This is a genomic window from Novosphingobium anseongense (assembly GCF_037482895.1).
In the GTDB taxonomy this organism is placed as follows: Bacteria; Pseudomonadota; Alphaproteobacteria; order Sphingomonadales; family Sphingomonadaceae; genus Novosphingobium; species Novosphingobium anseongense.
In genome coordinates this window covers 209325-223133 of the sequence record NZ_JBBHJZ010000002.1, presented here as the reverse complement: position 1 = coordinate 223133, position 13809 = coordinate 209325, and the positions used below count along the sequence as shown (strand labels likewise).

Here is a 13809-nt window from a genome sequence, read left to right as displayed (position 1 = left end):
CCTAGATCTTGCCCTCGCGCAGGAATTCCACGGCATGGTGGGCGGCCCGCGCGCTCAGCGCCATGTAGGTGAGCGAGGGATTCTGGCAACCGCTCGATGCCATCGCCGCGCCGTCGGTGATGAACAGGTTGGGCACCTCATGGGCCTGGTTGAACTTGTTGAGGACCGAGGTCTTGGGATCCTTGCCCATGCAGGCGGTACCCATCTCGTGGATGCCCAGGCCCGGCGTGCCGGGTTCGGTCGCGGTGCTGACGACGAAACCGCCGGCGGCCTGGATCATGGCCTTGCCATCGTCGAGTATCTGCTTGGCCATCTTCTGCTCGTTCGGACCGTGCGCGCAGTTCACCTCGACGAGCGGGATCCCCCACTGATCGACCTTGCTGGTGCTCAGGGTCACGCGGTTCTCGGGGTTGGGCAGCATCTCGCCGAAGCCCGAGATATAGGTGAACCATGGGCCGAGCTTGCGCGTACGCGCCTTGAGCTCGGCGCCGATCCCGGGCTGGCCGATGCCCGCGCGCCAGCTCATGCGCGAAACCCCGCCCTGATAGCCGTAGCCGCGCAGGAAGCCTTCGCCCGGTTCGGTGACGTTGCGGAAGCGCGGGATGTAGAGCCCGGTCGGACGGCGACCATGATAGAAGCTGTCCTTGGGGCCGTTCGGCAGCAGACCCGCCACCGAAAGCGCGAACAGGTGATCCATCAGGTTGCGGCCGACCATGTCTGAGCCATTGGCGAGCCCGCGCGGCATGGCCGCCGATTTCGAGTTGAGCAGGATCTGCGCGGTGCCGATCGTCGAGGCGTTGAGGAAGACGACCTTCGCCTCGTAGGTCTTGCCCGCCTTGGTGTTGCTGTCGATCACGCGCACGCCGCTGACCTTGCCGGTCTTCGGATCGTGGACCAGCGAGTGAACGATGGCGTCGGTGACGATCGTCAGGTTGCCCGTGCGATCGGCGGCCGGCAGCGACGAGGACAGGCTCGAATGATAGGCGCCATAGGTGCAGCCGCGGTCGCAGAGCGAGCGCGCCTGGCAGGTCATGCGACCCAGCTCCTCGTGGTGCGGCTGCGCCTGCGACAGGTTGGCGGTGCGCCCGGGGATCACCTTGCGGCCGGGGAAGGCCTTCTCGATCGCCGCCTTGAACTGCAGCTCGCCGTCGTTGAGCGCGAAGGCGGGCAGGAAATCGCCGTCGGGCAGCTGCGGCAGGCCTTCCTTCGAGCCGGCGACGCCGATGAACTTCTCGACGTGTGAATACCAAGGCGCAAGGTCGTCATAGCGGATGGGCCAGTCCGAACCGTGGCCGTCCTTGGCGTTGGCTTCGAAGTCCTGCGCCGAGAGGCGGTAGGACTGGCGCCCCCACATGATCGAACGGCCGCCCAGGTGATAGCCGCGGATCCAGTCGAACGGCTTGTCCTCGGGGGTGACGTAAGGGTGCTCGTCGTCCTTGACCCAATACTGCTGCGTCGCCCCCTGGATGAACGAATGGCCCTGAATCTTGTAGTGCCGCGCGAGATCCTCCTCGGGCACCATGCCGGCGTTGGGCACTTCCCAGGGCTGAAGATTGTCGGTGTAGGATTCGCCGTGCACGAGCTTGCGCCCGCGCTCGATGACGAGGACCTTGAGCCCCCGCTCGCAGAGTTCCTTGGCGGACATGCCGCCGCTCATGCCGGAGCCGACCACGATTGCATCGAACATCGTCATAGCCTCCTCAGAACATGCCCAACCCGCCGGTGGCGCGGGTCTCGGGGGTCACCTTGATCGACGGGGTCCAGTCGCCGGGCGAATGCTCGTAAGTCAGCTCGGTGGTCAGGGCCTCTTCCGAATAGTAGTAGAGCACGACGATCAGCTCCTTGAGCTTGGCATAGCCGGGATCGGCAACGGCCGGGCCGGCCATCATCGCCTGCATGCCCGTGAGCTTGTCGGTCCGCGGCACCGGCTTGAGCGCCGCGACGTCGTGGGCGACGAGCAGTTCCTTGCGCTGCTCGGGCGTCAGCGCGACGAAGCCCTGACCCGTCTTTTCGCGCGCCAGGCGGTCGATCGTGGCGAGCGCCCCGGTCAGCTCGGTGCGGCGCTTGGGCGCGGCCCAGTTGACCAGCAGGGCGTCGAACTTGGCGGGCACGCGCGCGTCGACCGCGCCGGGCGTATCGGTCCGGGGAATGATCGTGTCCGCAACCGCGCTCAGCAGCGCGAAGTCGCCCGCCGGGAGCGATGGCTTGGGGCTGGCCGCCGCCTTCGCGAAGGCATCGGGGCTGAAGCCCGCGGTCGCGGTCACGCCCAGAAGCAGCAGCGCGCCTTCGAGCAGCGACCGCCGATCCATGCTGGTTGTCGTCATGTCTGGCCTTTCCCATCCCGTGTGTTTTGCCGTGGCATAAGCCTGGGCAGCGAGGCCTACAAGAGAAAACGAACGAGATCGTTCGATTACCTGTTGCTGCGTTATCCCGCGATCGGTATTCGTTGAGCAACCGCAACAAGTCGGGTGAGGAAAAGTCTAATGGTCGAGGCAGTCAGCCGTCGTTCGCTGCTCGCGGGCATGGCCGCAACGGGAGCTTTCGCCATGTTCGAAGGGACCGCGCTTGCGGCCAAGGGGCGAACCTTCTTTCAACGCGTCGGGCTGCCCATAGGCTTGCAGGTCTATACCCTGGGCGACGAGGCTGGGCGTGACATCGACGCCACTTTCGCGCAGATCGCGGCGATCGGCTATCGCGAGATAGAGCTGCCCAGCCTCTACAACCGCAAGCCCGCCGATCTGCGTGCGGCCGCCGACAAGGCCGGTCTGGCGATCAGCAGCCTGCATATCCCGCCGGTGATGCGCGGCATGGGCGGGGCTGGGCTCACGCTCGGCAGTGCTCCGGCGGAGATCGCCGATGCGCTCGGCGCGCTCGGTGCCAAGCGTGCGGCCCTGCCGATCGCGCCGTTTCCCGACAACTTCCGGCCGCGGCCGGGCGAGGCGATGCAGGCGACGATCGGCCGCACTTTCGCAGAGGCGGGCGCCGATCATTGGCGTCGCACCGCCGCGCAGCTCAACGCGAAGGGTGCGGCCCTGAGGCCGCTCGGCGTGGCGCTCGGTTATCACAACCACAACATGGAATTTGCGCAAATCACCGATAAGACTGGCGGCGAGACCACGGGTTGGGACATCCTGGTCAAGGAGACCGATCCCGCCGCAGTCCATTTCGAAGTAGACGTCGGTTGGGTCGCGACGGCCGGGCTCGATCCCGCCGCGTTCCTGCGCAGGCACCGCGGCCGAGTGGCGCAGCTTCACGTCAAGGACGTGGCGGCGGGCAACGAGACCAATTTCGCGCTGTCGATGAAGCCGGCCGAAGTCGGATCGGGTACGCTCGACTGGGCGAAGATCCTGCCAGCCGCGCACGCGGCCGGCGTGCGCCACTTCTACGTCGAGCAGGAGCCGCCCTTTGCGATCCCGCGCATCGAAGCGGCGCGCAAGGGCTACGCGTTCCTGGCGCAACTGCGCGCCTAGGCCTCTTGCCAGGCGCGGCGGATGAGGTCGAAGCCCTCGGTGTAGACCTCTTCCTCGCTCGCGAAGAAATCGCGCCAGACGCGCGTCGCCGCGGCAAGGTCGGGCACGCCGCGGCCGAAGGCCTCGATTGTCAGCCAACCATCGTAGCCGAGCGCCTTGAGCGCGTGGATCGTCTCGCGGATCGGCGCGTGGCCGCGCCCCGGCGTGCCGCGATCGTTCTCCGAGATGTGGACATGGCTGAGCTGGCCCGAGGCGTGGAGCGCGTGGAGCGCGGCCAGTGGGTCCTTCTCCTCGATATTGGCGTGGAAGGTGTCGTAGAGAATGCCGATGCCGCCTTCTCCGACGCGCTCGGCATAGGCGATCGCCTGGTCGCAGGTGTTGAGCAGGTGGGCCTCGAAGCGGTTCAGCGGTTCGAGGCCGGGGGTGATCCCCGCCGCGCGCATCGCCGGCAGGACCTGGCGGTGGACCTCGGCGCAGCGGTCGAGCTCGGCCTCGCTCGGCTTCTCGCCGGTGAACACGCCGAGCGGCTGGAACCAGGGGCCTGCGACGATCTCGCCGCCGAGCGCGGCCGAGCAGTCGATCACACGCTTTAGATGATCGACCGCGCCCTGCCGCGCCGCGGCGTCGGCCGAGATGGGGCTGTGCGCCTCATCGGGAATGATCGCGACGACCGTACGTTCGAGCCCGATGTCGTCGAGCACCTTGGCAAGATCGCGGTAGTGGCCGACATCGCTCACGTCGAACACCGGGACTTCGACCCCATCGAAGCCGGTGGCCTTGAGCGCCTTGAGGATACCGTGGTGCTCCTGGGTGACGTGGCCCGTCCACAGCAGCAGGTTGATGCCGATTTTCATTCTGCAGGCTCCACGGAGTTGGTGCGGGTGATCGCGCGCGACCGGCGTTCGGCCACCCAGACCGCGCCGAAGATGACGAAAAGGACGAGCGGGATCACCGCGATCGCCTGGAACGACTGCTCGGCGGCATAGGCGAGAACCTGACCGAGCTCGGGTCCGGGCTGCAGCGCCGCGAAGGCGCTTTCGCCGCCGGCCTTCTCGAGCTTGGCGCGGTCGTAAATCGCGCCGATCTGCGGCAGGACGAAATAGATCGCCATGGCGCCGGCGAAGCCGACGATGCCGATCGACCACGAGCCGCCGCGCGGGAACCTGCGCGAGGCTGCGGCAAGCATCGTCGGCCACAGGAAGCAGACCCCGAAGGCCCAGAGCGTCGCGGCCAGTAGCGCGGTGAGCGGCGACGATGCGATCGACAGCCCGTAGAGCCCGATCGCCGCGGGCACGGTCGAGAAGAACAGCAGGCCGATATCGGAGAAACGCTTTTCGAGCGCGCCGGCGAAGTGGCGCATGACGAACATGATCGCCGAGACGTAGACCAGCACGAGGATGCCCGGCATGCCCACGGTCTGCGTCAGCGCGATGTCGACCCACGAACCCGGCGCGAGCTCGGCCGATGCGGTCAGGAACATGATCGCGGGGAAAATCCAGAAGCTCGGCCGCTTGAACGGCTCGGCGATCATCTGCGTGAACGGCACGCCCATCGCGCTGCTCTCGGTCTCGGGAAAGGGCTGGCGCAGTGCGAAGAGCGCGCAGGCGATCGCCGGCACGGGGATCAGCGCGACCGTGGCCTGCCAAGGCAGTTCCAGCTGGCTCAGTAGCAAGACCGACAGCAGCCCGCCGACGATCAGGCCGGCTGGCCACCAGGCATGGAGCGTGTTGAGCCGGTGGGTCTTGTCGTCGGGATAGAGCGCCGCCGTGACCGGGTTGACCGAGGCTTCCATCGCACCCCAGCCGAGCCCGCAGACGACCATGCCGATATTGAGCATGCGATAAACCGCGTCGATCCCGCTCATCTCGGGCGAGAGCAGGATCAGGCCGGGGCCGAGGATGAAGCAGGCGGACGAGAACAGCACGACGCGCTTGGCGCCGATCATGTCGAGCAGCGGGCTGATCGCCAGCAGGCTCAGTGCGAAGCCGAGGAAGGCGTTGCCCAGCGCGGCGGCGATCATTTCGCCCGAATGGAGCGGGGCCGGGCCGTCGAGCAGCGCCGCCTTGATCGCGCCCGAAGCGCCCGTGCGGATCGAGAACGACAGCGCCGCGGTGAAGACCAGCAAAGTGCAGATCCAGAACAGTGATCTGCGGTTATAGCCGTCGCCGGCCTCTGTCTTATCCATGTCGTCCCCTCCCGTTCTTGTTTTCTTCAGCTGAGGCCGAGCACCCTGTCGATCAGCGCCTTGTCCGCGCCGGTGCCGGCAAAGTCGTCGAAGGCCTTTTCGGCCCTTCTGATCATGTGTTTGGCGATGAACGGCGCGCCTTCGGCGGCGCCCTGTTCGGGATGCTTGAGCGCGCATTCCCACTCGAGCACGGCCCAGCCGTCGTAGCCGTACTGCGTCAGCTTGGAGAAGATCGCCGAGAAGTCGATCTGGCCGTCGCCGAGCGAGCGGAAACGACCCGGACGATCGACCCAGCCCGAATAGGAGCCGTAGACGCCGGCGCGGCCGGTCGGGCGGAACTCGGCGTCCTTGACGTGGAACGCCTTGATCCGCTCGTGGTAGATGTCGATGAACGCCAGATAGTCCATCTGCTGCAACACCATGTGCGACGGATCGTAGAGGATGTTCGCGCGCGGGTGGTTGCCGACCGCTTCGAGGAAGCGCTCGAAGGTCACGCCGTCGTGGAGGTCCTCGCCCGGGTGCAGCTCGTAGCAGGCGTTGACGTCGTTCTCGTCGAACACGTCGAGGATCGGCTTCCAGCGGCGCGCGAGCTCGGCAAAGCCTTCCTCGATCAGGCCCGCGGGACGCTGCGGCCAGGGATAGACCGTGTGCCACAGCAGCGCGCCCGAGAACGTCGCGTGGCTCGTCACGCCGAAGCGGCGGCTGGCCCTGGCGGCGAGCTTGAGCTGGCCGATCGCCCAGTCGGTGCGCGCCGCGACGTTGTCGTGGAACTGCGGCGGTGCGAAGCCGTCGAACTGGATGTCGAAGGCCGGATGGCTGGCGACGAGCTGGCCCTGAAGGTGGGTCGAGAGCTCGGTCACCTCCACGCCGTTCTGCGCGCAGATGCCCTTGACCTCGTCGACGTAGTCCCGGCTCTCGGCGGCCTTTTCCAGATCGAACAGGCGGCTGTCCCAGGTGGGGATCTGCACACCCTTGTAGCCGAGCGAGCCCGCCCACTTGGTGATCGCGTCGAGCGAGTTGAACGGCGCCTCGTCACCGGCGAACTGGGCGAGGAAGATCGCGGGACCCTTCATGTGCAGTCCTTTCAGAGATCGGTCCAGACCGCGCCGTCGCGGCTGGACTGGAGCGCGGCGCGCAGGAAGTTCATGCCCGAGAGGGCGTCGTCCATCGTCGCATAGCCGGGATCGGCGCCGGCGACCGGACCGCTGCGGATCTGTTCGCCAAAGGCGCGGTAGATGTTGGCGAAGGCTTCGAGATAGCCTTCGGGATGGCCGCCCGGCGTGCGCTGGATCGCGAGGATATCGCCGGGGACATAGGCGCGGTTGGCGCCTGCGTGGTGGACTTCGTCGGGCCGGTCGCGACGCTTGATCGTGAGGGTGTTGGGCTGCTCCTGACGCCAGTGTAGCCCGGCTTCGTCGCAATAGACGTCGATCGCCAGGTCGTTCATGTCGCCGACGCAGACCTGGCTCGCGGTCAGGGTGCCCTTGCCGCCGCCCGACAGGCGGAACAGCGCGGCACCGTCGTCGTCGATGCGGCGTCCGGGCAGCATGGTCAGCTCGGCGCAGATCTGCGCGATGCGCTCGCCGGTGATGAATTCGACGAGGTTGGCGGCGTGGGTGCCGATGTCGCCAAAGGCACCGGCCTGGCCCGACTGTGCGGGATCGACGCGCCAGGCGGCCTGCTTGTTGTCGATCAGGTCCTCGGGACGCGACAGCCAGTCCTGCACGTACTTGACCATGACGCGGCGCACCGCGCCGAACGCCCCGCCAGCGACGAGCTTGCGCGCGAGCTTGACCAGCGGATAGCCGGTATAGGTGTGCGTCACCGCGATACGGCGGCCGGTGCGCGCGGCGGCATCGATGATCGCGCGCGCGTTCTCGAGGCTGTCGGCGAGCGGCTTGTCGATGATCACGTCGAAGCCGGCCTCCATCGCGGCAATCGCGGGCGGCGCGTGCATGTGGTTGGGGGTGACGATCGCCACCGCCTCGATCCGCTGGCCGGCGGGCAGCGCCGCTTCGCGTTCGAGCATCTCGGCCCAGGAGCCGTAGGTTCGGTCTTCGGGCAGTCCGATCTCCACGCCCGAGGCCCTGGCCTTGTCGGGCGTCGAGGACAGCGCGCCGGCGACGAGCTGCCAGTTGCCGGCGATCGCCGCGGCGGTCCGGTGGACGCCGCCGATGAAGGCACCCTGGCCGCCACCGATCATGCCGTAGCGAATGGGGCTCACTTGACACCTGCCTTCTGCGCCGGATTGGCGCCGCATTCGCTGCCGTTCAACGCCCAGCCAACGGCATTCGTCAGCATCGCGCGATATTCGGGCTCGGCATAAGCGCCGGCCTGGTGGCCCATCGCCGAATAGAGCACGCGGCCCTTGCCACTGCAGTGCCACCAGGCGATCGGATGGTTCGCGCCCATGGCGATGTCGCGGCCCATGATCTTCTTGTTCGGATAGGTCCGCTCGTCGAGCGTCAGCAGGACGTGATAGCCGGGCGCGCCGACGGCCTTGTCGAACGAATACCATTCGTCGGTGCGCTGCCAAGCCTTTGGCAGGCCCTGCGTCGCCGGATGCGTGGGGTCGGCGACGTTGACCGTCGCGCGCTGGAATTGCGGGTTCAGCGGATGGCCCGTGAACTGCGCGCCGATCAGGTGATCGACGTACCATTTCCAGTCGTAGGAGAAATCGCCGCCAGCGCCGTGCACGCCGACGAAGCCGCCGCCGTTCTCGATGAAGCCCTTGAGCGCCTCGCGCTGCTTGGGCGTGAACACGTCGCCGCTGACGTTGTTGAACACGACCGCGTCGAAGCGCGACAGGATCGCCGGGTCGAAGGTGGCGCCGTTTTCGGTCTGGAAATGGCCCCAGCCCCGGTCTGCCGCCATCTTGGCGAATAGCGCATTGGCCGCGGGGATCGCCTCCTCGTGGCGGAAGCCGTTGGTCTTGGAGAAAATCAGGATCGCGGGCCGCTTGATCTCGGCGGGGAGCGGCGGGGGCGTGGTCTCGTAGACGTGCAGACCGCCGAGCATCGTGCGCTGGATCGTGTCCCAGTTGCGCGCGATCTGGATCGCGAACAGGACCAGCAGCGCGAGCAGTGCCCAGAGAACCCAGCGGATGATCTTTCGGGCCATGTCCCTTTCCCCGCTTGCCGTCAGCGTCGCGAGGCGAGGTAGTCGAGCACGGCCGCGCGTTGCGCCGGATCGGTCAGGCTGATGACCATCCGCGTGCCCGGAACGGCGCGTCCGGGCGCGGTCAGGAAGCGGTCGAGCGTCGCCCGGTTCCAGGTCAGACCCGAAGCCTTGAGCGCGGGCGAATAGGCGAAGGGCGTCGCCGCCGCCTTGCGCCCGACCACGCCGGTCAGGTTCGGCCCGAGCGGCGAAGGACGCTGCGGCGTGCCGTGGCACGACTGGCAGCGCTGGCGGAACACCGCCTCGCCATCGGGCTTGTCGGCGGCGACCGCGGGCATGGCGAAAAGCGTCGATGCGACGACGACAATGATGGAACGACGGAATGTCACGAGCCGGCTATCCTCTGGGCGACCGCCGCTGGACCTCATCGGCCCGCACGCGGAATCTTTATCGAACGATATCGTTCGTTTTATCGCATCGAGGCCGGAGTGCAAGCGCGATGAGCGTGCGGTTCCGCAAGATCAGTCTGCGATGATCAGCTCCACCCCGGATTTCCGCACGATTTCAGCCATGTCCGCAGGGATGCCGGCATCGGTGACGATGACGTCTACCTCGTCGAGCGCGCAGACGATCGCTCCGGCCGCGGTGTTGAACTTCGAGCTGTCGACCAGCAGAATCAGTCTCTCGGCGCGGTCGATCAGCCGTCGTTCGGCGGCGACGAGGATGACGTCCTGCTGCATCACCCCCTGCGGTCCGACCGTCGCCGCGCCCATGAACAGCTTGGGCGCGTGGAAGCGCGGCATCGATTCCTCGCCGGCGGGGGCGAGGATGATGTTTTGCTCGCGGAAGATCACCCCTGAGGGCACGAGCAGCCGCGTGCCCGACTGCGGCAGCAGCGCGTCGATGATGTGCAGCGAATTGGTCAGGACCTGCAGGTCGAGCCCGTCGAGATGCGGGCACATCTGCAAGGTCGTCGTGCCGCCGTCGATCATCACCGCCTCGCCCGGCTCGCAGAGCGCGGCGGCGGCGCGGCCGATCGCCTGCTTCTGCGCGAGGTTCTGGGTGATCGATTGCTCGAACGGCGTGCCGGCCAAGCCGGTGCGGCCGTTCTTCGCCTCGGTCGCGGGTTTGGCGCCGCCGTGGACGCGGACGATGGCGCCCGCCTTTTCCAGTCGGGTCAGGTCGCGGCGGATCGTCGCGGGCGATGCGTCGAGGCGCGCTTCGAGATCGCGATAGGCGATGAAGCCGCTGGCTTCGATCGCTTCGAGGATCAGGCGTTCGCGTTGTTCGGCGTGCATTGTTCTAATCCCGGTCGCACGATCAGGCCGCGCCGTGCTGCGCACAAAAGCCTATGGCCGGGATGTGCCGGGAAATCCATGGCCAGGCTATGTTGCGCTCGCCGCGCGCCAGCGCGCGCGATAGGCGCCGAGGTCGCCGGCCAGCGGCGCGACCCGCGAGAGCGAGCCCTGGGGGCGCAACTGCGGATCGACCAGCCGCAGCGCGCCGAACGACACGTCGTTGTGGGCATTGGCCGTATAGACCGTGGTCCCCGGCCGCAGCGCCGCCAGCGCGCGGACGAAGACTTGGGCCTCGGCGAAGCGGCCTTCGACCAGCAAGCGCTCGTGCGCACCGATCAGGTCGAGCGACACGTCGGCGACGAGCGCGGCATAGAGCGAGGCTGCGGCGCGGCGTTCGAAGGGATCGTCGGGCTCGGCGATCCAGCGCGGCCGGGCGTCGGGGAAGGGGCCGCAGCCCGGCGCGAGCGTCGGCAGCATCATCGCGCCGGTGGCGAGCACTGCGGGCACGGCGGCGAGCAGCGCCGGCTGATCGGGCTTGATGTCGATGCGACGCGTGTCGAATTCGATCAGCGTCTCGATCTCGCGCCCGCCCATGAATCGCGCCGAGGGCACGGGGCGGCCATGGACGTCGACATTGACCAGGCAGTCGCGCGCCTCGGGCAGGTCGGCCAGCGCCAGGGGTTCGGCTGAATCGCGCCCGGGCGTTCGTAAGGCTATGAACCAGGTGCCCGTCGACAGCACCGTCGCCTCGTTCTCGGCGATCTCGGCGAAGCCGCGCGCGGCCAGCAGCGCCGCGTTCGAATCGTGCAGCCCGGCGAGCACTTTGGCCGTTGCGGGCAGGCCGGTGCGCGCGGCCAGTTCGGGGCGCAGGGGGCCGATTGCATCGCCGGCCGCGGCCATCGGGGCAAAGCGCGCTGCCCAGCGGCGCCGCTCGGCCATTGGCGCGAAGCCCTGCCGCGACGGATCCCAGAGGTCGCTGTGACAACCGAGACTGGTCACTTCGCTGACCGCGCGGCCCGAGAGGAACCAGGCCCAGTATTGCGCCCAAGGCAGCAGCGTTGCGCCGTCGAGCGTGGCGGGATTGCGCGCTTCGAGCCAGTCCAGCTGGGCCGCAAGGTTGAGCCCGTTTGGCAGGGCCGGCGAGCCCGTGATCGCGAAAGGATCGCGCTGGCGGCGATAGGCGGCGAGCACGGTCTCGGGGATCGCCTGCTCGTAGTCTAGCGGCGCAAAGGCCAGTGAGCCGTCTCGCAGGCCGACGACACCTGCACCGTGGCCCACCGGGATCAGGTACGCGATCGGTTGACCGGCATGGCGGGCCAGCGTTTCGACCAGCCAGTCGCCGATCCCCGCCACGTCGAGCCGACGCAATCCGTCCTGCTCGACCACGGCATTGGCGCGCACTTGTCGGTCGAGCAGCCTGCCCGCGCGCGACCACAGCGTGACCTTGCTCATGGTCTTGCCGATATCGACGACGATGGCGAAAGCTTCGCTCAATTTGGCCCCTCAATGCGCGTTTATGATTGTTTGTTATCGAAAGAGATTGATTGCACAAGGCAAAATCGCTACCGCCCTAGCATGAACGTCCTGACCGTGCCGTCCCAAGCCGCCATCCCTTTCGCCGTTCCATCCAGCCGCTGGGACGATGCGATGGCCGCGAGCCTGTCGCCAGCCGAACTGCTGCTATATCGCTCGAACCTGCTCGGCTCGGATCTGACCGTGACCAATTTCGGCGGCGGCAACACCTCGGCCAAGCTGTCCGAGGTGGATCCGCTGAGCGGCAAGGCCGTCGAAGTGCTGTGGGTCAAAGGTTCGGGCGGCGATATCGGCTCGATGAAGCTCGATGGTTTTGCGACGCTCTATCAGGACAGGCTGCTATCGCTCGAGGCGCACTACGCGGGCCCGGGCGACGACGACAAGATGGTCGGCTACCTGCCGCACTGCACGTTCAACCTGAACGGCCGCGCGGCCTCGATCGACACGCCGCTGCATTCGCTGCTGCCCTTCGCCCACGTCGACCACGTCCACCCCGACGCGATCATCGCGCTTGCCGCGAGCTCCGGCGGCGAGGCGGCGACGTGCGAGATCTGGGGCGGCAAGATCGGCTGGCTGCCGTGGAAGCGCCCGGGCTATACGCTCGGCGTCCAGCTGCGCGACTATGTCGCGGCCAATCCGGGGCTCGAGGGCGTGATGCTCGCCGGGCACGGGATCATCTGCTGGGGCGACAGCGCCAAGGCCTGTTACGAACATACGATCGATCTGATCGCCCAGGCGGCAACCTATCTCAACATCAAATTCGCCGGGAAACCGGCGTTCGGCGGCGTGGTCGATTCTCTCTCCGCCTTGGATCGCGCCGCCGCCTCGGCCGACCTTATGCCCCGCCTGCGCGGTCTGATGACCGGCCAAAAACCAGGTTCTGGGCGTAAGGTCGGTCATTTTTCGGATGATGCCGAGACGCTCGAATTCGTGAACTCGCGCGATTTCCTGCGCTTGGCCGCGGTCGGCACTTCGTGCCCCGACCATTTCCTGCGCACCAAGATCGCGCCGCTGACGCTCGATGCCGCGCGGCTGACCGACGACGCCTATCTCGGTGAGCAGCTCGAAGCCTATCGCGCGCGCTATGCCGCCTATTACGAGCGCTGCAAACGCGCCAATTCGCCGGCGATGCGCGATCCCAATCCGGTGGTCGTGCTGGTTCCCGGCCTCGGTCGCATCACTTTCGCCACCGACAAGACCACCGCGCGCCTCGCGGGCGAGTTCTACGGTAACGCGATCAACGTGATGCGCGGGGCCGAGGCGCTCAAAGAAGACGGGGGCGCCGGCTATATCGGCCTCGACGAGCAGGAAGCCTTCGACATCGAATACTGGCTGCTCGAGGAAGCCAAGCTCCAGCGCATACCCGCGCCCAAGCCGATGGTCGGCCGGATCGCACTGGTCACCGGCGGCGCCGGCGGCATCGGCGCGGCTTCGGCGGCGCGGCTGCTGGCCGATGGCGCCTGCGTCATGCTGGCGGATCGCGACGCGGCGGCGGTCGAAGAGGTCCGCGCCGGTTTCGCCAAGCGCTTCGGCCAGGACGGGGTCCGTGCCGTGGTCTGCGACGTGACCGACGAGGGTCAGGTCCAGGCCGCCTTCGACGCCTGCGCGCGCGAATTCGGCGGGCTCGACATTCTCGTCGCCAATGCCGGCATCGCCTCGTCGGCGGCGATCGAGGACACCACGGTCGACCTGTGGAACCGCAATTACAGCGTTCTCGCCGAGGGCTATTTCCTGACCAGCCGCGCCGCCTGGCCGCTGCTCAAGCGGATGAAGCTGCAGGGCGGCACTTCGGTCGTGTTCATCGGCTCGAAGAACGGCGTCGCCGCGGCGACCAATGCCAGCGCCTATGCCTCGGCTAAGGCGGCGGCGAACCACCTCGCGCGCTGCCTCGCGCTCGAAGGTGCGCCCGAAGGCATCCGCGTCAACGTGGTCAATCCCGATGCGGTGATCCGCGGCTCGAAGATCTGGGACGGCGACTGGCGTCAGGAACGCGCGGGCGCTCACGGCATCGATCCGGGCGCCGAACTCGAAGCGCACTATCGCAACCGCTCGATGCTGGGGCGCGACGTCCTGCCCGAGGATATTGCCGAAGCCGTCTATTTCCTCGCCAGCGATGCATCGGCAAAGTCGACCGGCAACATGATCAACGTCGACGCGGGGAACGCGCAAGCGTTCACCCGCTAGCGACGCAAGCCGGGAGAGAAGA

General features: G+C 67.4%; 12 protein-coding genes. 2 read left to right on the top strand and 10 right to left on the bottom strand.

The genetic code is table 11. The features are described 5' to 3' along the window. Position 1: 1 nt before the first annotated feature. Both WG901_RS09710 and WG901_RS09705 read right to left on the bottom strand, forming a co-directional pair. Positions 2 to 1687 (bottom strand): GMC oxidoreductase, encoded by a 1686-nt coding sequence (locus tag WG901_RS09710; protein ID WP_339586868.1) that lies wholly within the window; start codon positions 1685 to 1687, stop codon positions 2 to 4. A gap of 13 nt (positions 1688 to 1700) precedes the next feature. Then, positions 1701 to 2324, bottom strand: coding sequence for a gluconate 2-dehydrogenase subunit 3 family protein (locus WG901_RS09705; protein ID WP_339586867.1), 624 nt, complete (start codon positions 2322 to 2324; stop codon positions 1701 to 1703). 159 nt (positions 2325 to 2483) lie between these two features. Here WG901_RS09705 and WG901_RS09700 point away from each other — a divergent pair, with 159 nt between their 5' ends. After that, positions 2484 to 3470, top strand: coding sequence for a sugar phosphate isomerase/epimerase family protein (locus WG901_RS09700; RefSeq protein WP_339586866.1), 987 nt, complete (start codon positions 2484 to 2486; stop codon positions 3468 to 3470). Here WG901_RS09700 and WG901_RS09695 read toward each other — a convergent pair. The 8 genes from WG901_RS09695 to WG901_RS09660 form a co-directional block, all read right to left on the bottom strand. Then, on the bottom strand, positions 3467 to 4324 hold the full coding sequence (locus WG901_RS09695; RefSeq protein ID WP_339586865.1) for a sugar phosphate isomerase/epimerase family protein: 858 nt from the start codon (positions 4322 to 4324) through the stop codon (positions 3467 to 3469). The genes WG901_RS09700 and WG901_RS09695 overlap by 4 nt on opposite strands. Continuing rightward, positions 4321 to 5655: an MFS transporter gene (locus tag WG901_RS09690; protein WP_339586864.1), complete on the bottom strand. Its 1335-nt coding sequence runs from the start codon at positions 5653 to 5655 to the stop codon at positions 4321 to 4323. The genes WG901_RS09695 and WG901_RS09690 overlap by 4 nt, the downstream gene beginning before the upstream one ends. 26 nt (positions 5656 to 5681) lie before the next feature. Continuing rightward, positions 5682 to 6728, bottom strand: a complete 1047-nt coding sequence (locus WG901_RS09685; RefSeq protein ID WP_339586863.1) for a sugar phosphate isomerase/epimerase family protein — start codon at positions 6726 to 6728, stop codon at positions 5682 to 5684. Between the two features lie 11 nt (positions 6729 to 6739). Beyond that, complete coding sequence (locus WG901_RS09680) at positions 6740 to 7879, bottom strand: Gfo/Idh/MocA family protein (protein WP_339586862.1); 1140 nt, start codon at positions 7877 to 7879, stop codon at positions 6740 to 6742. Continuing rightward, positions 7876 to 8775 carry a ThuA domain-containing protein gene (locus WG901_RS09675; protein ID WP_339586861.1) on the bottom strand — a complete coding sequence of 300 codons (900 nt, stop codon included), beginning with the start codon at positions 8773 to 8775 and terminating at the stop codon, positions 7876 to 7878. The genes WG901_RS09680 and WG901_RS09675 overlap by 4 nt, the downstream gene beginning before the upstream one ends. A gap of 20 nt (positions 8776 to 8795) precedes the next feature. Then, on the bottom strand, positions 8796 to 9161 hold the full coding sequence (locus tag WG901_RS09670; protein ID WP_339586860.1) for a c-type cytochrome: 366 nt from the start codon (positions 9159 to 9161) through the stop codon (positions 8796 to 8798). Between the two features lie 132 nt (positions 9162 to 9293). Beyond that, the gene (locus WG901_RS09665) at positions 9294 to 10070 is read right to left on the bottom strand and encodes a DeoR/GlpR family DNA-binding transcription regulator (protein ID WP_339586859.1); all 777 of its coding nucleotides are present in this window, start codon (positions 10068 to 10070) and stop codon (positions 9294 to 9296) included. A gap of 87 nt (positions 10071 to 10157) precedes the next feature. After that, positions 10158 to 11564, bottom strand: coding sequence for an FGGY-family carbohydrate kinase (locus WG901_RS09660; RefSeq protein ID WP_339586858.1), 1407 nt, complete (start codon positions 11562 to 11564; stop codon positions 10158 to 10160). 81 nt (positions 11565 to 11645) lie between these two features. Between WG901_RS09660 and WG901_RS09655 the strand changes: the two genes are divergently transcribed. Continuing rightward, positions 11646 to 13787 carry a bifunctional rhamnulose-1-phosphate aldolase/short-chain dehydrogenase gene (locus WG901_RS09655; protein ID WP_339586857.1) on the top strand — a complete coding sequence of 714 codons (2142 nt, stop codon included), beginning with the start codon at positions 11646 to 11648 and terminating at the stop codon, positions 13785 to 13787. The last annotated feature ends 22 nt before the right edge of the window (positions 13788 to 13809 follow it).

Bases quoted from the DNA above. Each gene is read 5' to 3' on its own strand.
- WG901_RS09710 (WP_339586868.1), bottom strand. From the start codon at position 1,687: ATGTTCGATGCAATCGTGGTCGGCTCCGGCATGAGCGGCGGCATGTCC.
- WG901_RS09705 (WP_339586867.1), bottom strand. From the start codon at position 2,324: ATGACGACAACCAGCATGGATCGGCGGTCGCTGCTCGAAGGCGCGCTG.
- WG901_RS09700 (WP_339586866.1), top strand. From the start codon at position 2,484: ATGGTCGAGGCAGTCAGCCGTCGTTCGCTGCTCGCGGGCATGGCCGCA.
- WG901_RS09695 (WP_339586865.1), bottom strand. From the start codon at position 4,324: ATGAAAATCGGCATCAACCTGCTGCTGTGGACGGGCCACGTCACCCAG.
- WG901_RS09690 (WP_339586864.1), bottom strand. From the start codon at position 5,655: ATGGATAAGACAGAGGCCGGCGACGGCTATAACCGCAGATCACTGTTC.
- WG901_RS09685 (WP_339586863.1), bottom strand. From the start codon at position 6,728: ATGAAGGGTCCCGCGATCTTCCTCGCCCAGTTCGCCGGTGACGAGGCG.
- WG901_RS09675 (WP_339586861.1), bottom strand. From the start codon at position 8,775: ATGGCCCGAAAGATCATCCGCTGGGTTCTCTGGGCACTGCTCGCGCTG.
- WG901_RS09665 (WP_339586859.1), bottom strand. From the start codon at position 10,070: ATGCACGCCGAACAACGCGAACGCCTGATCCTCGAAGCGATCGAAGCC.
- WG901_RS09655 (WP_339586857.1), top strand. From the start codon at position 11,646: ATGAACGTCCTGACCGTGCCGTCCCAAGCCGCCATCCCTTTCGCCGTT.